The organism is Emticicia fluvialis (genome assembly GCF_024793945.1).
Classification (GTDB): domain Bacteria; phylum Bacteroidota; class Bacteroidia; order Cytophagales; family Spirosomataceae; genus Emticicia; species Emticicia fluvialis.
Map to the genome: position 1 here is coordinate 25,926 of NZ_JANUSD010000014.1, position 19,496 is coordinate 45,421.

The 19,496-nt window shown below is 42.4% G+C and carries 19 protein-coding genes; 9 read left to right on the forward strand and 10 right to left on the reverse strand.

Annotated elements, in window-relative coordinates; genetic code table 11:
* Nucleotides 1–17: 17 nt before the first annotated feature.
* The 5 genes from NZ848_RS16030 to NZ848_RS16050 form a co-directional block, all read right to left on the reverse strand.
* Entirely contained in the window at nucleotides 18–527 is a 510-nt protein-coding gene (locus NZ848_RS16030; RefSeq protein WP_259016362.1) for an NADH-quinone oxidoreductase subunit B, read from the reverse strand.
* Complete coding sequence (locus NZ848_RS16035; RefSeq protein ID WP_259016363.1) at nucleotides 524–994, reverse strand: NADH-quinone oxidoreductase subunit A; 471 nt, start codon at nucleotides 992–994, stop codon at nucleotides 524–526. Before NZ848_RS16035 ends, NZ848_RS16030 begins: the two co-directional genes overlap by 4 nt.
* Nucleotides 995–998: 4 nt before the next feature.
* On the reverse strand, nucleotides 999–1,310 hold the full coding sequence (locus tag NZ848_RS16040) for a rhodanese-like domain-containing protein (RefSeq protein WP_259016364.1): 312 nt from the start codon (nucleotides 1,308–1,310) through the stop codon (nucleotides 999–1,001).
* A 211-nt stretch (nucleotides 1,311–1,521) separates the two neighbouring features.
* The gene (locus NZ848_RS16045) at nucleotides 1,522–2,304 is read right to left on the reverse strand and encodes a PASTA domain-containing protein (RefSeq protein ID WP_253527806.1); all 783 of its coding nucleotides are present in this window, start codon (nucleotides 2,302–2,304) and stop codon (nucleotides 1,522–1,524) included.
* A 99-nt stretch (nucleotides 2,305–2,403) separates the two neighbouring features.
* A complete protein-coding gene (locus NZ848_RS16050) occupies nucleotides 2,404–3,882 on the reverse strand; it encodes a peptide MFS transporter (protein WP_253527791.1) in 1,479 nt (492 codons plus the stop codon).
* A 581-nt stretch (nucleotides 3,883–4,463) separates the two neighbouring features.
* Here NZ848_RS16050 and NZ848_RS16055 point away from each other — a divergent pair.
* The 6 genes from NZ848_RS16055 to NZ848_RS16080 all read left to right on the forward strand — a co-directional run bounded on the left by NZ848_RS16055 (nucleotide 4,464) and on the right by NZ848_RS16080 (nucleotide 10,086).
* Nucleotides 4,464–5,330: a dienelactone hydrolase family protein gene (locus tag NZ848_RS16055; protein WP_259016365.1), complete on the forward strand. Its 867-nt coding sequence runs from the start codon at nucleotides 4,464–4,466 to the stop codon at nucleotides 5,328–5,330.
* An 83-nt stretch (nucleotides 5,331–5,413) separates the two neighbouring features.
* Complete coding sequence (locus tag NZ848_RS16060; RefSeq protein ID WP_253527753.1) at nucleotides 5,414–5,926, forward strand: photosynthetic reaction center cytochrome c subunit family protein; 513 nt, start codon at nucleotides 5,414–5,416, stop codon at nucleotides 5,924–5,926.
* 164 nt (nucleotides 5,927–6,090) lie between these two features.
* Nucleotides 6,091–6,462, forward strand: coding sequence for a BlaI/MecI/CopY family transcriptional regulator (locus NZ848_RS16065; protein WP_253527750.1), 372 nt, complete (start codon nucleotides 6,091–6,093; stop codon nucleotides 6,460–6,462).
* Nucleotides 6,463–6,536: 74 nt separating this feature from the next.
* Nucleotides 6,537–7,802, forward strand: coding sequence for a M56 family metallopeptidase (locus NZ848_RS16070; RefSeq protein ID WP_259016366.1), 1,266 nt, complete (start codon nucleotides 6,537–6,539; stop codon nucleotides 7,800–7,802).
* 65 nt (nucleotides 7,803–7,867) lie between these two features.
* Nucleotides 7,868–8,272, forward strand: coding sequence for an energy transducer TonB (locus NZ848_RS16075; protein ID WP_259016367.1), 405 nt, complete (start codon nucleotides 7,868–7,870; stop codon nucleotides 8,270–8,272).
* Entirely contained in the window at nucleotides 8,272–10,086 is a 1,815-nt protein-coding gene (locus NZ848_RS16080; protein WP_259016368.1) for a TonB family protein, read from the forward strand. Before NZ848_RS16075 ends, NZ848_RS16080 begins: the two co-directional genes overlap by 1 nt.
* A 4-nt stretch (nucleotides 10,087–10,090) precedes the next feature.
* Here NZ848_RS16080 and NZ848_RS16085 read toward each other — a convergent pair whose 3' ends face one another.
* Nucleotides 10,091–11,875 carry an ABC transporter ATP-binding protein gene (locus NZ848_RS16085; protein WP_259016369.1) on the reverse strand — a complete coding sequence of 595 codons (1,785 nt, stop codon included), beginning with the start codon at nucleotides 11,873–11,875 and terminating at the stop codon, nucleotides 10,091–10,093.
* 144 nt (nucleotides 11,876–12,019) lie between these two features.
* Here NZ848_RS16085 and NZ848_RS16090 point away from each other — a divergent pair, with 144 nt between their 5' ends.
* Nucleotides 12,020–12,646 carry a peptidoglycan DD-metalloendopeptidase family protein gene (locus tag NZ848_RS16090; RefSeq protein ID WP_259016453.1) on the forward strand — a complete coding sequence of 209 codons (627 nt, stop codon included), beginning with the start codon at nucleotides 12,020–12,022 and terminating at the stop codon, nucleotides 12,644–12,646.
* Nucleotides 12,647–12,904: 258 nt separating this feature from the next.
* On the opposite strand, the gene NZ848_RS16095 is transcribed toward NZ848_RS16090, so the two are convergent.
* From NZ848_RS16095 to NZ848_RS16105, 3 genes are all read right to left on the reverse strand, one after another.
* Nucleotides 12,905–14,239 carry an ABC transporter permease gene (locus NZ848_RS16095; RefSeq protein WP_259016370.1) on the reverse strand — a complete coding sequence of 445 codons (1,335 nt, stop codon included), beginning with the start codon at nucleotides 14,237–14,239 and terminating at the stop codon, nucleotides 12,905–12,907.
* 44 nt (nucleotides 14,240–14,283) lie between these two features.
* Entirely contained in the window at nucleotides 14,284–15,198 is a 915-nt protein-coding gene (locus tag NZ848_RS16100) for an ABC transporter ATP-binding protein (RefSeq protein ID WP_259016371.1), read from the reverse strand.
* A gap of 167 nt (nucleotides 15,199–15,365) precedes the next feature.
* Complete coding sequence (locus NZ848_RS16105; RefSeq protein WP_259016372.1) at nucleotides 15,366–15,794, reverse strand: hypothetical protein; 429 nt, start codon at nucleotides 15,792–15,794, stop codon at nucleotides 15,366–15,368.
* 199 nt (nucleotides 15,795–15,993) lie between these two features.
* Here NZ848_RS16105 and NZ848_RS16110 point away from each other — a divergent pair, with 199 nt between their 5' ends.
* Complete coding sequence (locus tag NZ848_RS16110) at nucleotides 15,994–18,555, forward strand: transglycosylase domain-containing protein (protein WP_259016373.1); 2,562 nt, start codon at nucleotides 15,994–15,996, stop codon at nucleotides 18,553–18,555.
* Between the two features lie 101 nt (nucleotides 18,556–18,656).
* The gene (locus NZ848_RS16115; protein WP_259016374.1) at nucleotides 18,657–19,007 is read left to right on the forward strand and encodes a LytR/AlgR family response regulator transcription factor; all 351 of its coding nucleotides are present in this window, start codon (nucleotides 18,657–18,659) and stop codon (nucleotides 19,005–19,007) included.
* On the opposite strand, the gene NZ848_RS16120 is transcribed toward NZ848_RS16115, so the two are convergent.
* Nucleotides 19,008–19,439, reverse strand: a complete 432-nt coding sequence (locus tag NZ848_RS16120) for a YybH family protein (protein ID WP_259016376.1) — start codon at nucleotides 19,437–19,439, stop codon at nucleotides 19,008–19,010.
* Nucleotides 19,440–19,496 lie beyond the last annotated feature (57 nt).

A 19,496-nucleotide genomic window follows, 5' to 3' on the forward strand; every position in this document is an offset into this window, starting at 1 on the left:
TCTATTGTGTTTTGTTTTTAGTTTTTCAATTCTGCCAGCGACTGCCCCTTTATTTTCTCCTGCAGTTTCAATATTCCACCAATCAGGGCTTCTGGCCTGGGTGGGCAGCCGGGTACGTACACATCTACCGGTATAACTCTGTCGACGCCTTTTACTACATGATACCCGTGTTCCCAATACGGACCACCGCAATTAGAGCAGCTACCCATTGATATTACATATTTAGGGTCGGGCATTTGTTCATACAAACGGCTGATGCGGTCGGCCATTTTGAAGGTTACCGTTCCTGAAATAATCATGAGGTCTGACTGACGGGGAGAGTTGCGGGGAAAAACCCCGAATCGCTCCAGATCATAACTTGAGGCATAGGTGGCCATCATTTCAATGGCACAACAGGCCAGGCCGAAACCCATAGGCCATATTGAATTGGCCCTTGCCCAGTTGGCCAGTTCATCAATCGACGTAAGTATTACTTCACTCTCGCCGGTTTTAATATGCGCGTCTTTTTCAAGCGATTCGAAATTCATTTTTCTTCGTACTTTTTATTCACGTTTTCGTACATGCTCATTGGTACCTTGCTGTCTATTCTGGGTTCTTTCATCTCAGGGCGTACCCATTCAAGATGGCCTTTTGCCCAAACATAAGCAAGCCCTAAAGCAAGCACTGCAATGAAAATAACCATTTCTGCTAAAGTAAACCATCCCCACTGTCCGTTTGTCTGTTCAATCAGTTCTTTATTACCAAAAACTGTAGCCCATGGAAACAGGAAAACCAATTCTACATCGAACAAAATGAAAATCAAAGCCACTACGTAGTATCTGACATTGAAGCGGATATTGGCATTGCCAATAGGGTCTTCGCCTGACTCGTAGGTCATCAGTTTCTCAACCGTTGGTCTTTTGGGTCGAAGCAACCTTGAAATGCCAAAAACCAGCATTACTGCCAGTGCCGCAAATATAAATGACAGCAGAATTATGCCGAAATCAGATAGCATAAGCTTAGTTTTCTAGCTGGCGGTAGGCCATAATGCCACCAATAACATTATGAACATCTTCAAAGCCTTGCGCAATCAGAAACGCTTTAGCCTTGCCACTGCGGGCGCCGCTGCGGCATTGCAGATAAATCGGCTGGCCTTTCAGGGCTTCCAGTTCTGCAATTCTTTCGGGTATTTCACCCAGCGGAATCAGTTGGCCGCCCAGGTTATCGTCTTCGTATTCATAATCTTCACGAACATCAATCAGGTTGATGGCTTGGCCACCTTCAAGCAGCTCTTTCAGTTGCCCGGCGGTAATGTCATAATTCTTGTCCATTGGTATTTCTTTATTTCGGATTTTACAAAAATAAGGATTGTTGCTAAATGCAAAACTACAATTGCTACAATTAAATTCTATCTGGTAAGAAATTTGAAAAAAAACAGGCTTAATGCAGTTATAAATCAGGTAGTTTAGCCTTTTACGAATAAAAAAGCAGACCTGCAATGCATACAGGTCTGCTTTGTATTTACGGGCAAGAATGGTACTGTTAATTAGGGATTACCGAATTAGGGTCCATTCCGGCTACTTCTACGTCTATTACATCACCTATACGGATTTTATTTCCTTCAGAGGCCGGCCGCTGTTTCACAATGGTGCCATCTGGCGTGCCATCAACCGGGCCAACATAATGAATGGTAATGTTCAGATTCTGGCCCGAAACCAATATTTCGGCCTCGTCTGCCAGCATACCTATCAGATTGGGTACTTCAACCATCTGGTCGCCCAGGCCATCGCCTACCACCAGTACTACCTTAGAGCCTTTAGGTACGGCATCGCCAGGTTTTACTTCTCTGCCGTTTACTTTTATTTTCAGTACCGAATTGCCTTCCAGCGCGGGTATGTATTCAGGGTTTCCGGCTATCAGCCCATTGCTCAGTAACTGGTTTTTAGCACTTGATAAAGACCTGTTGATGATATCTGGTATTTTAACCATTGGCGCCGTTTCTGACACAATGGTAAGGTATATTTTACGGCCTTCTTTTACGCTTGAACCCGCCTTCGGAAACTGCGTCAGTATAGTCAGCGGTTTGGCTCCTGCCACAAAAGTACAGTCGCTTACTTCGTATTCCAGGTCACGGTCATCAAGCGATTTCTCCATTTCTTCCAGGCTCATTCCTTTCAGTTCAGGCACGGTAATAGACTGCCCGTGGTTGGTGCTCCAGGGCAGATACAGAAAGAAAAAGCTAAAGAAAAGTATCAGACAAATTGCAATGATGATACCAATATGCGTGAAAATATCTGCACGTGAACTTGTACTAAATTTTGCCATTTGTATAGGTTTGCATTCAGGATTCTACTCCGGAAACGATTGTCGTTCTTATAGAATCAATGCAAAAAAAAGGGATTTATTGGAAAATGCAAAGACTTTTTATTTTATGCCGCCTGTCCAGTTTTTCAATGGCTTTTGTAATACCAGAATGATACCGCCAACAATCAAACAGAACCACACGATGCTCATGAACATCTGCGGCATTTGCTGTACGTTTTCTTCGTCAAAGCCACCTGCAAACAAGCCTGCAAATAAATTTCCTAAGGCAGTGGCTACAAACCAGATGCCCATCAGCTGGCTTAAATACTGTTTTGGAGCCAGCTTGGTGTATGCACTTAAGCCAACGGGGCTGAGGCAAAGCTCGCCAATGGTGTGAAACACATAGGTAAAAGTAAGCACAAAGGCAGAGGCTTTCAGGCCCTGAACGGCAACTTTGGCGCCTATAACCATTACATAGTAACCTACTGCCACCAGAAATAGCGCAATGGCAAATTTAACAAGCAGTGGCGGGTTGGCTTTGCGTTTTTCAAGAAAAACCCAGATACCGCCTACCATTGGTGCAAAAAGCAGTATAAAGAAAGCGTTGAAGTTCTGAAACCAACTGGATGGCATACCGAATGGTAATTCGGAGTAACGGTCGGCAAAAATCTGTAATGATGAGCCTTGTTGCTCAAAACCTGCCCAGAATAAAACTGCTCCCCAGAAAAGAATAAACAGAATAACCACTCTTTTCATTTCTATTTTTGAGAGGCCTGACGCAAACAGCAGATTTGCAAAGTAAACCAGTACAACAGCCACGCATATTACACCCATTGAGGTGGCAACGCCCTTTTTGCTATCCCAGGCAAAGGTACCGTTTAGCTGCATGGCTATAATAAATATTACCAGAGCTGCCAGTAGAATCCAGCTAAGGGGTTGTAGTTTAACCGGGGCTCCGGTTTCGGTAGTGGTTTTGGCAACTTTCGGATACAACCCTTTGTCTTGCAGGTATCTGGTAGCAAAAACGCGGTAGTTAATCAAGCCCAGAAACATGGCTACCGCTGCTGCTCCGAAACCATAATGCCAGCCAACTTTTTGTCCGAGATACCCAACGATGGTAATGCCCAGAAAAGACCCCAGGTTAATACCCATATAGAAAATAGAAAAGGCGGCATCTCGCACGGCGCCACCTTCGGGGTAAAGTTCACTAACAATAGAACTGATATTGGGTTTTAAAAGCCCGGTGCCAATAGCAACCAGAGCCAGACCTAAAAAAAACACGGCTTGTGAAGACGGGAACGCCAATACAATATGCCCCAGCATAATGGTTATGCCACCATACCATATTGCTTTGCGCTGGCCCAGCACGTTATCTGCCAGCCACCCGCCGGGTAACGAAAGTAAATAAACCGAAAAAGTGTATAAGCCATAAGTGGCGCCGCCTTCGCCCTCGTTCAGTCCCAGGCCGCCGCTGGTTTTGTCTAATAAAAAAAGTAGAAGAATGGCGCGCATTCCGTAATAAGAAAAACGCTCCCACATTTCGGTAAAGAATAATACAAACAACCCGCGGGGGTGCCCGAATAAAGTTTTATCGTTCATTAAGTTTAGAGTTTAGATGTGTTGTCAGTTGATGAATCAAGTTTAATTAATCCGCAAATTTATGGTAAGTAACGCACAATTTAGAAAATTTTATCTATACCGGTTCAAAAATCTTCTGCTAAAGGGGTAAGAGGGTTCATTCTTTAGACAATTGTAATGATGCGGGGCGGTTGCTTATGTGCCTGGCGGATTAGCGAAACAGACCGGGTATTAAGTGAAATGTATTATAGCGAAATTTCGCTGCTTTTACTTGTTTCGCATTAAGTATTTTTTTATTTTTGTGTGCTGGTACTTCTATTTGTGGGTTTGAACGCCAAAATGAGAGGATGATAACTAGGTATCGGCAGATGTTTAAGGTTTAATTTTGCTTAGAATAAAAGAATAAGAAAGGCCCTGCCAATGGCGGGGCTATTTTTTTAGCCAATTTATATGTAATAACACATAATTAATCTACACATTTTAGTTTTACATCGCCGATTATGTATATTGGCAATTGTATTTGCCGACAACGACAAAAAACAATTAACAAAAAAGCTCAATAACTGTTCTGTTATCAAATCAATCTAAACTTTATTCTGACCATGATTAAATCTTTCATTGTATTGCACGCGTTTCTATTGGGAGTGTGGGGTTTGTTCTTTTTCGGAAATACCGAAAAAACCACACCTGCTTCAGAAATTACAATATGCCATACCGCCCCGGAAAATGGCATGAAACAATTTGCGCTCGACCCCGCTTTTCAGGCTCTGCATCCTGCACCACTGGCTATTAATTATCAGGCAACCGGTACTGACATTACCTTTCAGACACCTGATGGCAAAGAAGCCCGTGGCTATTTAATTAAAGCTAAAGGCAAAAGCAACAAATGGTTGCTGGTGTATCAGGAGTGGTGGGGCCTGAACGACTACATCAAGCGCCAGTCAGACACCTACTACAAAGACCTGGGCGAAGACGTAAACGTATTGGCATTGGATATGTACGATGGCAAAGTTACTGCCAACCCACAAGAGGCGGGCAAGTTTATGTCTGAAACCAACGAGGCACGTCTGGAAGCCATCATGAAAGGTGGGATAGCGTTTGCTGGCAAAAATGCAAAAATTGCCAATGTTGGCTGGTGTTTTGGAGGCAGTTTGTCTTTGCAGTCGGCACTTTTGGGCGGTAAGCAAACGGTGGGCTCGGTAATGTATTACGGCATGCCTGTAAGAGACGTAGAAAAACTGAAAACCCTGAACAGCGATGTGCTGGGTTTGTTTGCTACCGAAACCCGTATCTCTAAAGAAGTAATTGAAGAGTTTGCTGCCAACATGAAAACCGCCGGTAAAACCCTTACTTACAAAATCTTTAACGGCGTGCACGGATTTGCCAACCCAAGTAACCCCAAGTATGACGAGGCCCTTGCCAAAGAAGCCTATGGCATGTCTTTAGCTTACCTTAAAAAGAAATTTTAATCTGGCGGGCACCTGATAAGTGCCCGTTTTTATTTAAATTCCGCCGTTTTTTAATCTTTACGACTCTAAACTATTATAAGCCTATGAAGTTGCTTGTTCCTGTCTTGTTTATCATTATCGGCATTTCGTCTTTTGTTACCATTGGTACCACCTCAAAAAAAGACAGTGAAGCCATTGTATGGAAAGATACATTGATGGCCGATCGCGAGAAATACCTGAAAGCCTACAAAGATTCTATCCGTGGCAAAGAAAATGTTGCGGCAGACTCGGTTTTTAAAAATATCAAGGTGCTGAAAGGGAAATCGGCCGAGCAGGTACTAAGTATCATGAACAGCTGGGGCCATGCTTTGGGTGTTACCTGCAAGTTTTGCCATGATTTGAACGACTTTGCCTCTGAAAAACCACGCCATTTTAATCAGACCCGCGAAATGTTTGACATGACCAACCGCCTGAACCGTGAGATACTGGCCAGCCTGAAGACCTTCCGCCAGCCGGTGGTAATGGGTTGTATATCTTGCCACAACGAGATGAAAGAACCCCCGCACGATGGCCCGAAAGTACAAGGTAATGGTGCAAGACCACGGCCGGGTAACTGATTTTCCTGAGCCTTTAAGTTATATTACCCTGTGTTTGCTTAGGCAGGCACAGGATTTTTTTTGTTTATTTGAAAAAAAACTATCGAAATAGTTTTGAAACTAAATTATTAGTTATACATTTGTTTCAGAGAAAGCCGAAAAAACATAATCAATTAGAAAATACGATGGAACTCAGAGAATTGACTCGTGCGGAAGAGGAAGTAATGCAAATATTATGGAATCGCGAACCCGCCTTTGTAAAAGATATTCTGGAAGAATTTCCTGAGCCTCGCCCGGCATACAACACGGTGTCAACCATTGTGCGTATTCTGGAGCAGAAGGGTTTTATTGGCCACAAGGCCTATGGTAAAACCCACGAGTATTACTCATTGGTAAGCAAAGAAGAATATAAATCTTTTGCCACCGGAAAACTGATGGAGGGATATTTTGAAAATTCGGTAGAAGAAATGTTCTCGTTTTTTGTGAGAGAAAAAAAGATTGATGTGAAAGAAGCAGACGAGATACTGAAACTGATTGAGAAAATGAAAAAGCATTAAGCCTCCTCAACCCGAAACAATATAAAAAACGGTAAAAAAATAGTGTTTATGTATAACTTTTAACGTGGCATTATATGAGCGTACTTATCTACCTTCTGAAAGTCAATCTGGTATTGGCAGCTTTTTTTGCTTTTTATTGGGTTTTTCTTCGTAGAAATACCTTTTTTCAGGCTAATAGATTTTATCTGTTATTATCAGTGCTGGCGTCTTTCATGATGCCCGTTCTGAAGGTCAGACATACCTATAATTTTGATGCCCCTTTACCACATACGCTTAACGAAATACCGACCGAATCACTAAAGGCGGTGGTATATCAGCCGGTTTTTCAGACAGCCCGAACCTTTACTTTTAACTGGATGGACCTGGTTACTGTGTTTTATCTGGTTGGGGCAGCCTATTTTTGTCTCAGGTTTATTGTGGCGCTGGTGAGTGTTTATATACTTCTACGCGAAAGCGAGCCTATAGGCAAGCCTGAAACCCGCAGCGGACAAAATTACTGGCTTTTGCGTACCAATAAATCTTATTCGTCATACTCGTTTTTTAATTTTCTGATTCTCAACCGTGACGACGTTTTTTATAACCGTGGCATTATTACAGACCACGAAGAGGTACATATTAGCCAGGGCCATAGCTGGGACATCTTCTTTATCGAAATCGCCCAGATTTTCTGCTGGTTTAATCCTATTCTGATACTTTATAAAAATTCGCTTCGTAAACTGCATGAGTTTCTGGCCGACAGCATAGTGGAAGGAGAAGAAAAAGTACCTTATGCCCAGTTTCTGTTCGAGTATAATTTCAGAGTGAATGCCAGTAACCTGGGCAATGATTTTTTCAGGGATTCGCTGCTGAAAGAGCGGATTCAGATGATGATGAAGGAGCGTAGCCCCATTTGGTTAGCCGGTAAGTATATTTTTTTAATTCCGCTGATTGTGTGCATGGGTTATTTTGTGGTGGCACAAGATGTAAGAAGAGTAAAAGATTCTGACCTGACCCCGGCAGAGTTCAAAGGTGGTAACAAAGCCTTTGAAAACTACATTGCCACAGAGTTTAAATATCCGGAAGGACCGTCTAAGGAAGGTGACATTTATGCGTCTTTTACGGTAGGCACCGATGGCGAGATAACCAATGTAGTGGTTGATAAAGGCATCAGGGCAGATTACAACGGCAGGGTTGGCAGCATATTGAAAGGCATGCCATACTGGATTCCGGCCGTAAAAAGAAAACAGGTGGTAGAGTCGAGAGTTTTTATGAGGTTAACCCTAGGTAAGCATAATAAAATTGTGGTAACCCAGACCAACGAAAACGCAACCCGGAAAAGTCAGGCTTTAACGGCTGAATGAGGGGCGCCTGGTGAAAGGCAATAACAGTATTTAAATATTAACAAATGTTCAACTATACAAATTTTATGAAAAAGCTATTTTTTATTTTAACTCTTGGCGTATTTTCTGCCACAGGTCTTTCTGCCCAAACCCAAAAGAATGAACCCCTTGCGCAGGTAGAACAAGTTGCCGAATACCCCGGAGGAATGAAAGGTCTGTTAGCGTTTGTGGGCACCCATCTTAAATATCCTAAAGCCGCTCGCGACAAGAATATTCAGGGGAAAGTGTTTATTAAATTAATTGTGGAAGAAGACGGAAGAATCAGCGAAACCGAGATTGTTAAAAGTCTGGGTTATGGTTGCGACGAAGAAGTTACCCGCGTGGTGAAGGCCATGCCCCGGTGGACACCCGGCCGCAACGGTAATACGGCTGTCCGTTCTTCTCTTGTTTTGCCAATTATGTTTGCATTAGGAGAAAAAACATCAAAATAATGGATTTTTTATTTTATCTGGTTCAGGTTAATCTGTACTTTATTCTCTTTTACGGTTTTTATCGCCTAATACTTTTTGGCGAAACATTCCATAACCTGAACCGGTTCTATCTGGTTTTATCAGCGCTGTTATCATTCGGCATTCCGCTTTGGTACTCCGAATATGTGCAGTCGTGGTTTATAACCAGAGAAATCAATTTGGTTTTTTATAACTTGTACAACCCCTCAGTGATTGGTATTCATCCGGCTGACGGAATAAATTTTACATGGGGCGATGTACTAAAGATACTCTATATTGCCGGTATCAGTCTTTTTACGGTAAGGCTATTGGTAACACTCATGCAGCTGATAGTTGTGCTGCGTAACAAGGATTTTGAGAAATTTACGGCGTTTTCGTTTTTTGGCTACAGCTTTGTTGACGAAACCCTGAAAAAACGAGATACCATTCTGGCGCATGAACACGTACACATGCAGCAGCTTCATTCGGCCGATGTAATGCTTTTTGAGATTATCGCTATTCTGAACTGGTTCAACCCTGTGGTGTACTTATATAAAAGAGATATTAAGCATATACACGAGTTTATTGCTGATGAGATTGCGTCTCTAAGCGAATCATCAAAGGCCGACTACGCCCTGCTGCTTTTTACGCAAGAGTTTGGCTTGCAGCCCGATTACCTCACCAATCGTTTTTTTACGCACTCAACGCTAAAACGCCGGATACAGATGCTTAGTAAGCCACGCTCTCGCAAGATTATGTTGTTGAAATACGGTATGTCTGTGCCTTTGTTTATTCTTATGCTTGTGTTGTCTTCGGCTACTATTGCCAAAAATGAAATGCTTGAAATTGTAGAAGTAAATTTCTCGGGTCTTAAAAATAGCAGTGTAAACTTAAACCCACTGGCAACGCCTCAGATAGTTATTACAGAAACCAAAAATATAGAAGTGAGCGGCAAGGTAATTTCAAAGTCAGGCGGCGTGGGGTTACCCGGTGTAAGTGTTTTGGTTGTTAACGCCAGCCACGGAACCATTACCGATGCAGAGGGGAAATACAGAATCAACGTGGCTGAAAACGATACACTACAGTTTAGTATGGCAGGTTTTGAAACAGTGGTTGTGCCTGTAGCAGCTAAAAATGTAATTGATGTTGTATTGAAAGAAAAAGCTCTTGCCAATATTGCCCTTGCAGAAGTAGAAATAAGTAAGCCCCAAACAACCACAGTTTTAACCTATGACCAGATTTTTGATGTTGTAGATGAGCATCCTGAATATCCCGGTGGTTTAAAAGCCATGTATGAGTTTATATCTGGTAATCTCCGTTATCCTATTGAAGCCCAGCGCAAGAATGTTTCCGGTAAAGTTTTTATTAAATTTGTGGTGCATACTGATGGCACCATCAGCGACTTTAAAGTGCTGAAAGGCGTTGGCTATGGTTGTGAAGAAGAGGCAATCAGGGTGATATCGCAAATGCCCCGCTGGAAACCCGGCAAAGTAAATGGCAAACCTGTTAATGTAATATTTACCATGCCAATTAGTTTTGTAACTGAGGCAAAGCCGGATATGAAAATGGTGTTTAGTTTACCAGCCAGAGACAATTCAGGCCAACTGAAGTTAAGCGGGCTTGAATCAGACAAAGATGTTTTGTTTGTTCTGGATGGCAAAGTAACAAATAAAGACGAACTGGCCAGAATAAACCACAATGATATAAGCGAAATAAGTGTTTTAAAAGACCAGCTGGCCATAAACAGTTACGGTAAGCGCGCAAAAGATGGTGCCGTAATTATACACACCATAGGTTATGCCGAACTGAAAAAGTAATGGCTTATTGATTATCTTCTCTGGTTTGCAGGTGTTCCTGGTGTTTCCAAAGTTCCTGAAAAATTGTGCTGTGCTCTTTCAGGTGGGTAAAAGTTCCTTCGTCTGCAATGCGGCCATTCTGTAAAATATATACGTAGTCAAACCTGGTAAGCAGGTGAAGGCGGTGTAATGACGACAAAACGGCCTTGTCTTTGAATTCCTTAAATAGTTTGTTATAAATCTGCACTTCTGTTTTGGGGTCAACGCTACTGGTTGGCTCGTCTAGCAGCACTATTTCGCTCAGACGCGCCGCCAGCACACCCCGAGCCAGTGCCAGCCGCTGTTTTTGTCCGCCAGACAGGTTCACACCTTTTTCCTGAATGCTAGATTCCAACCCCCGGGGCAGTTGCTGAATTACTTCCTTAAAGTGGGCCGTTTCACTTACCTTCATTATTTCTTCGGTTTCAAACGGCAGCCCCAGCGTAATGTTATAGGCAATGGTATTCTCAAAAATTTCCGGTTCTTGCGGAAACAGCGTAATGGTATCAGAAATTATAGCCAGCGAATCAGTTTCCACCCCGTCAACAGAAACCTTTACATCGGGTTCTGAGTCATACAATCCTCTCAGCAATTTCAGCAAGGTACTTTTACCGCTGCCGCTTTCACCAATAAAAGCTATCTTTTTGCCTCGCTCAATGCTGATATTCAGATTATGCAGGCTGTGAGCAACTTTGTTGGCTTCGTAAACTTCATTATGAGAGAAATTAAGGCCTTCAATTGTTATTTTTTTCCAGTCGGCTGGTAATGAGTTTTCGTCATCCGGCCTATGGTGTGTTGTATAGGCCGCACCTATGGTTCGGGCGGTCTGTACATCGGTGTTATACTGCACAATGTTGGTGTATTGCCAGGCTACATCATGAAAAACGCTGGTAAACTGAATAACATAGCCTAATAAAGTTACCAAACCGCCAATATAAAAAGGCTGGCCGGGTGTATAGTGCTGGTAAACGTACCCCACTGCAATAACGCAGTAAATGAGCGTTACCAGTGTGTCGGCCACAAACCATTTCCACTCGTTGATACGTACATTGCGCCTGAATGGAGGCAGTACTTCAAAAACCTTTTTCATCAGGCTGTTTTCCATTCGTTTTTCAAGGCGCAGGGTAATAACGGTAATAATATTGGAAAGACTATCAAAAAGTGTCGACGATACCACGTGCTCTTTCTCATTGGTTTCGTCAAGCGCTTTAATGAATGGTTTGTCAAATTTAAAAATTACCCAGATAGTGATAATACCCAACAGAACCCCGACACCCCCAAAAAGCGGAGAAAAGTAAAGCATGGCGCCAAAAGAAAACACAAACTTGAATATGGCATGCAGAAACATGAATCCATCCTGAAAGAAGTGTTTCAGGGCATCGTATGCTTTTCTGATTCGGCTAATGGTAGAGCCACTGTGGTTGTCCTGGTGCCAGCGGATAGGTAAATGCAGGGTCTGGTGGTAGAGTTCTTCCAGAAAATTACGGCTCAGGCTAAAGGCCAGGTCTCGCTCCATAATGCGGGCGGGCCCATGAAAACTCCACTCCAACAGTTTCAAAAACAAAAACAACCCGGCATACAACAAAACGTTGTTCCATATTTTAGAGCTGTCTTTCTGAATACTGTCAATAAACCAACCGTATAGCAGTGGGTTAAGCGCATTCATTACATTGGCCATTACAAAAAGGCTATATATGAAAACGTACTTTTTCTTTTCCTGACGGGCGTACTTCCAGGCGGTGCGCAGAAGTGATATATAGGGATTGTTCATGGGGTAATTCTAAACAACTGCAAAGGACGCTATTTTTTAGCTATTTTTATTTCAAAAGCGCTTTTTATTGAGCAAAACGTGCTTAATAAAGCATTTTTTGTTTTTAAGCGTTATCATTGCAATTCTATTCTGATTGAAACGCCCATGTCTAAAGTATTACGTATCGACTCGTTCGTCAGGCTCGATTTCACAGCCGCCAATACCGACTTAGCCACCCTTGATCTGGTAAATACAGCCGGTTTTTCTGATTATGTTTTCAACCGTATTTATGCGGCCGGAGCACAAATGGGAATAGGCGGTTATATGGAAAACCGGGTTATTTACCGGCGCAGCAGCCATTTTATGAAGTCTGGTGAGGTGCCAAGAAATATACATCTGGGGGTAGACCTTTGGGCTAAAGCCGGTACCCCTGTTTATGCGCCACTAAATGGCCAGGTGCACAGCTTTAAAAATAATGCCGGGTTTGGCGACTACGGGCCGACGATTATTCTGGAACATGAATATGAGGGTAAGCCATTGTTTACACTCTACGGGCATCTTTCTTTAAGCTCGTTAGAAAATCTTTATGAAGGTAAGCCCATAACTGCTGATGAAAAGATTGGCGAAATAGGTAATTACCCTGATAACGGCGATTGGCCGCCACATTTGCATTTTCAGGTGATGACAGATATGGTGGGGCATAGTGGAGATTTCCCCGGGGTGTGTGCTGAAGAAGACAAAGCGAAGTATGCAGCAATATGTTTAAACCCTAATTTTTTATTGGGGTTGTAACTGGTTTAAGAATACAAAAAATATTCCGTAGGGATAATATATCAGTAGAAATATCAATATTGGTAACAAAAAAAGTCCCGCAGGGACGGTATATTAATATACCATCCCTACGGGATATTAAACAACTCGTTAATGCTCGTTTTTCTACTTATATGGTATCCCTACGGGATATCAAAAACTCGTTAATCTTCCTTTTTCTACTGCTATAGCATCCCTAATTGGATATTCAATTCAAGTAATATAGGTATTGAATCCATCTTAACCTTTATAAAATATCCATTTACCAATTTCTTTAAATGTTGGTTTTTTGCCAAACATCAGAATACCTACACGGTAAATACGGCCAGCCAGCCAGGTGGTGCCAATAAAGCCCGCGCTCAGAATAACCATTGACAGGATGATCTGCCAGGTTGGTACGCCGAATGGTATACGAACCATCATAATAATTGGTGAGGTGAACGGAATCATGGAGGTCCAGAATGCCAGGGCTCCATCAGGTTCACGTATTACAAACTGGGCTATGGCAATAGAGAATATAATAGGCATGGTAATAGGGAACATAAACTGCTGGACGTCCGTCTCGCTATCTACTGCCGAACCGATAGCGCCAAACAAAGCACTGTACATGAGGTATCCGCCCAGGAAGTAGAAAATAAAACAAACCAGAATTGTAACCCAGGGAAGCGTTTGAATGGCATTCATTATTTTTACATAAGGGCTGCCACCGTTTGTTTCTTTTACAACCTGTTTTTCTATTTCTTGTGCCTGTGGCATCTTTTTAACCTGTTCCAGACGTTGTTCGGGCGAGGCTGAAAACTTCTCGCCGAACAATGAAGTTACAGCGGTTGTGATGGCAAACGTGAGCAGAATCCAGAGTGCAAACTGAGTAAGACCCACCAGCGCCACACCTATAATTTTACCCATCATCAATTCAAATGGTTTAATAGAAGAGATTATCACCTCAACAATACGGCTGGTTTTTTCTTCCATTACGCTACGCATTACCTGCACTCCAAAAATAAAAACGGTAATGTATATCAAAAAGGCACAAACATAGCCAATTACAGTTGCAGCCACCGAGCTGTTGCTTTTTTCTCCCTCGGCACTCAGGCTGATGGTCTCGCTGCTTACGTTCATTTTGGCATCTTCCAGCACTTTTTGCGTAATACCGGCTTCGGTTAGTTTAATCGTTTCTATTTCACGCTCAATATTCTTTTCAATACCCCTTTGCAGCTCAATTGAAAGACTCTTTTCTGAAAAAATCTTTACGCCCTTGGGGTTAGTCATGATGTCGTTGGGTATAAAAACAAGGGCATCATAGCCACTTTTGGCAAAGCTTTTTTTTGCATTTTCCAGCGCCTCTGCCGAAAAGGTATAATTCAGTTCTTCTGAATTCTTAAATTTTTCTTTGAACAGATTGCTCTGGTCAATTACCTCAATTTTTTTAAGGCTGATTGACGACATGGCCGTCCAGCCGATAATGCCGTAGAAGGCGGCTATCAACAGCGGGCCAAGGATGGTCATAACAATGAATGACTTCTTGCGGACTCTTGTCAGGTATTCTCTTTTCAGAACCAGGAAAATATTCTTCATAGTTGTTTGTGCTTTTTGATTTAAAACAAAATCGGCCAGATGGTTTATTGCGGAATCTCGTTCACGGCAGCAATGAAGATATCGTTCATGCTTGGTATGTTCTCGCCAAAGGTGCGCAGTTCTACGTTGTCTATCAGTTGTCTTACCAGCTTGTTAACAGGTACTTCAGGTTTTAGTTTTAACGTAGACTTCTTGTAGTTGTCTTCAATGGTCTGTGTCTCTAAAACTTCAAAGTCTTCAAACAGATTGGTAAGGTCGCCCGTATACTCAACATTATACGTATGGGTTTTAAACTGTTCTTTGATTTCTTTCTTGGGCCCGTCTAAAACCTTGTGCGATTTATTGATAAGCGCTACGTTGTCGCAGAGTTCTTCAACCGATTCCATGCGGTGAGTTGAAAATATAATGGTAGTGCCTTTCTTTTTCAGTTCAAGAATCTCGTCTTTTATGAGATTGGCGTTGATGGGGTCAAAACCGGAGAAAGGTTCGTCGAGAATAATCAACTGCGGTTCGTGCAGCACAGTAGCCACAAACTGAATTTTCTGCTGCATACCTTTTGAGAGGTCTTCTACGTTTTTTGTCCACCAGGTCTTGATGTCAAACTTAATGAACCACTCTTTCAGCTTTTCCATGGCGTGCTTTTCAGACAAACCCTTAAGCTGTGCCAGATACAGCAGTTGCTCGCCGACTTTCATTTTTTTGTAAAGCCCGCGTTCTTCCGGCAGGTACCCGATTTGCTTGATGTGTTCAGGATGGAGTTTCTGTCCGTCAAACAACACATACCCTTCGTCGGGAGCAGTAATCTGATTAATAATACGTATCAGTGAGGTCTTTCCGGCTCCGTTGGGCCCTAGCAAGCCAAAGATTACGCCTTTCGGAACATTAATGCTTACATCGTTGAGAGCCGTGTGCTGGGCATAGCGTTTCACAACATTGTGTACTTCTAAAATGTTATTCACGGTTGGTTTATTTGGTTTAGTGGCTCAAAAATAATGGTCAATTCAAAAGTAATAAAGAAATATATATAAATGGACTTATTCATTCATGAAAGGCACAAAAAATAAAGAATCCAATAAGAATTCTTAATGGATTCAGACGTAAGGCATAATTGAAAACCCTTCTGTACTTATTTATAATAACTGCGTATCTGAAAAAGCAGATACCCGAAAAACAAAAAACTGAGAATGGCCTCAATAAATTGCAGATAGAATAAATCTGCAGCCAGAGAAAACAGAAAAGCATAATAGTTGTAAACCCAGCCCTGACGCTGCCTTTTAAACATACCGCTAAGCGATAACAGATTGCAAATAAGGCCAAGGCAAACAAACAGCATGGCTAATGAGGCCAGCAAATGAGCAGAGAAAGCGCTGAAAAGGCTGCCAATGGAATTAAGGCCTATACTGATAATATAGATGGGTATCATAAGCACAAGCAGCCACGGAATAACCTTTACCAGAAAGTCTTTCCCGGTAGCAGGCATCTGAAATGAGATAGATTGTGTAAACAGCGGCAGCAATTCTTTTTCAAGCGGTTTGTCGGCAGGTATCAGATTCATAATAATTGATAAGTTTTATGTGGATATACACATCTTTAACAAGCATGCGCCTGGCTTTGTTGTAATTGCTTCGGCTTAAATACATAAATAACCATGCTTTTTTACTAAATGGTTAAGTATCTAAAAAACCTTTTCGGTTTGTTTGATTATTTGCATCAGAATTTAGTTATTTGTTGGGTTTTCGGCGAAATATTTAAATATGGAAGAAAAAAATAGAAAACGCCTTGACAGGCAATTTTTGACAGACGCAGCAGCAAAAATCAGCGATTCCTGGGGATGGTTGTTAGATCAGGTTTATCGTTTATTGAGCAAAATATTTGGTGAAAAACGAATTGAATGGGTTGTAGCTACTTTTTATAAAGTAATTGATGACCTGAAAAGCGCGTTTCAGTCAAAATTTGACCAGGAGGGTCAGTACTTTTTGGTTATCAAGCGTATTTATAAAATTACGGCCCGAGTTGTGCTGTTTGTGCTGTTTTACTGGTTCTGTATTGAAACCAATTTTTTGTGGTTGTGTGGCGGTATGCCCAGTATAGAGCAGCTGACTAACCCCAAAATTGCGCAGTCTTCTACTATTTATTCAAGCGATGGCGTTGAACTCGGCAAATTCTACACCGAAAACCGGCAGACAGTTGATAGCGCACAGATGTCGCCTTGGTTGTTTAAAGCCCTTATTGCCACCGAAGACAAACGTTTTTTTGAACACTCAGGTATCGACTTACGGTCGATGGGCGGTGTAGCCGTTGGTATCTTTAGCGGTGGCGAGCGTGGGGGTGGTAGTACGGTATCACAGCAATTGGCCAAAAACCTATATAATACACGCCGCAGCGAAATGCGCGGTTTGCTGTATTATGTGCCTGTGTTGCGCACCATTGTGTACAAAACCAAAGAGTGGTTTACGGCCATAAGGCTTGAAAGACGATTTACGAAAGGAGAAATTCTGACGATGTATCTGAATACTGTCGACTACGGAAATAATGCTTATGGTATCAGAACTGCCGCCCGTACGTATTTCAGTAAAGAGCCGGATAAGCTTACAGCCGAAGAAGCAGCCGTGCTGGTGGGGCTGCAAAAAGGTACTACTTTGTATAACCCGATCAGAAATCCAAAAAATGCTTTAAAACGCCGCAATACGGTTTTGCAGTTAATGGCCAATAACGGAGCATTAAGTAAGAAAGAAGCCGACGAACTGAGCAAAACAGATATTAAGCTGGTGGTAGACACAGAAATTGATGCCGACAGCCGTGGGAATTATTTTAAAACCGCCCTTGCCAGATATATTGAAAACTGGGCCAAAAATAATGAAATAGACCTGGATTTGTACAAAGATGGCCTGAAGATATATACCACTATTGACTCACGCATGCAAGACTACGCCGAAAATGCGGTCTCTAGCCACATGCGTCGTTTACAAAAGATTTTTGATACTGAGTGGAAAGGTAAAAACCCCTGGATATATGAGAACGGGCAGGAGATTCCGGGTTATATAGATACGGTAGCCAAACGAACACCAATTTACAAACGTCTGGTTCAGAAATTCGGTAATAATGCCGACTCGATTCATTACTATATGTATGAAAAGAAAAAAATGACCAAGGTTTTTGTGTGGGGTAAAGAGGGTGCGTCAGAAGAAGATATGCTCATGAGCCCTATTGACTCAATTGTGCACTATAAACGGTTTTTACAGACTGGCATGATGGCCATGGACCCTTACAATGGTTATATTAAAGCCTGGGTTGGTGGCATAGATTATAATTATTTTAAATATGACCACGTTCGGCAGGGGCGTCGCCAGCCGGGGTCAACCTTTAAGCCATTTGTGTATGTATCGGCCATTGATGGGCCGCTGAATCTGTCGCCTTGCGATAGACGCATTGATGAACCGTTTAAAAAAGAATGGATTGAAAAAGGCGAACCCAAAACCTGGGCTCCCAGAAATGCGGACGGCGTGTTTACTTATGCCAGTATGACTCTGCGACGAGCGATGGCCAAGTCAATTAACTCAATAGCCGCCAAACTTACCGACGAAGTAAAACCATCAACGGTGGTTTCTTACGCCCGCAAGCTGGGTATTACCACCCCGCTAGACCCTGTGGCCTCTATCGGGCTTGGGTCGTCAGACGTGTCATTATATGAACTGGTTGCTGCCTATGGTGTTTTTGCCAACGGCGGCGAATACGTTGAGCCTACCCTGGTAGCTAAAATAGAAGATGCAAAGGGCAAGGTTATCTTTGAAACCGAAATAAAGAAACGTGAGGTAATAAGCCCGGAGTCAGGATTTCTGATGCAATATATGCTACGCGGTGGTATAGAAGAGCCGGGGGGAACATCGCAGGGCTTATGGGAATACAGCAGTGCCTTGTTTGCCAACGGCGGGCAGGCAGGCGGAAAAACCGGAACAACCTCTAACTATTCAGACGCCTGGTATATGGGCTTTACCAAAGACCTGGTTTGCGGCGTGTGGGTAGGAGGCGACGACCGAAGTATCCATTTCCGTTCGCGTATGGGTGAGGGCTCTCGTTCTGCGCTTCCTATTTTCGGTAAGTTTATGCAAAGCGTTTATACCGACAGAAAACTGGGGTATGTGCCGGGGCCATTTCCAAAACCAAGAGTAACAATCAACAAGAAATATCAGAATTGCGGAGGTGATATTGGCGGTATTCTGGAGTCTGATTCTTTAGATATCAACCCCGACACAACCAACACCATTCAGCAGGATGTGATTACGTTTCCGCCTAAAGATACCACCAAAAATAATTAAGCGGTGGTATCTTGATTATTTTAATAATTTTATTGGTTTTGTTACAACTATTGAGAGAAATTAGGAGTCTTTAAGATAAAAAGCTAAAAATCTCAATAACTATGGAAACAAATCTACACAAAAATGCCTCAATAAAACTGGCAGGAAAAAAGAAGGTAAATCCGGCACAGGTTCTTTACCTGAAAGCAGATGTAAACTATACAGAAGTGTTTTTGCAGGACGGCGAAAAACTGCTGGTGTCAAAAACGCTGAAAGAACTGGAAAAGCGTTTCAGTTGCTATGATTTTTTCCGCACCCATAAATCGTACATGGTTAATTTAAACTTTGTAACGGGTTACCAGATACACGAAGGGCTGCTGGTGAAACTACAGGAAGACCACCAGGTGAGCCTTTCGCGCCGCAGAAAAGAAATTTTTCTGGATACAGTTTCTAAATTTATGAAAGCCGGCTGATTAACTGGTGTGGTCTGATACAATAAGCCATTTTCCTTTGATTTTTTTCATTATCAGCGTAAAATAACCTTCTGCATCTCCTTTCTCAGGGCGTGTAAGATGAAATTTGCCCAACACCCAGCAGGTTGTGGGTGAGTAAAACTCAGTTTTCTGAATATCAAACTTCAGTTTACCCATGGTAGCCAGGTCGGGGTATGTTTTGTTATAGCGCTCCAGCGTTGCTTTCCAGCCATATATTACCCCGTTTTTTCCGATAAACATCAGCGAGTCAGACTTCCAGTAATCTTCCATAAAAGCCCTGATGTCTCCTTTGTTCCAGTTTTCATTCTGGCGGCTCAGCACCTTTAAAACTTCCTGACGATTTTTTTGATTTTGTGCCGATACCTGTAACGACAGTAGAAGGCAAAACAGAGCTGCAATAATTGTTTTCATACCTTTGGTTGAGTAGTTTTTATAATGTTAGATACTTGGCAGACATTTTGCTGCCCT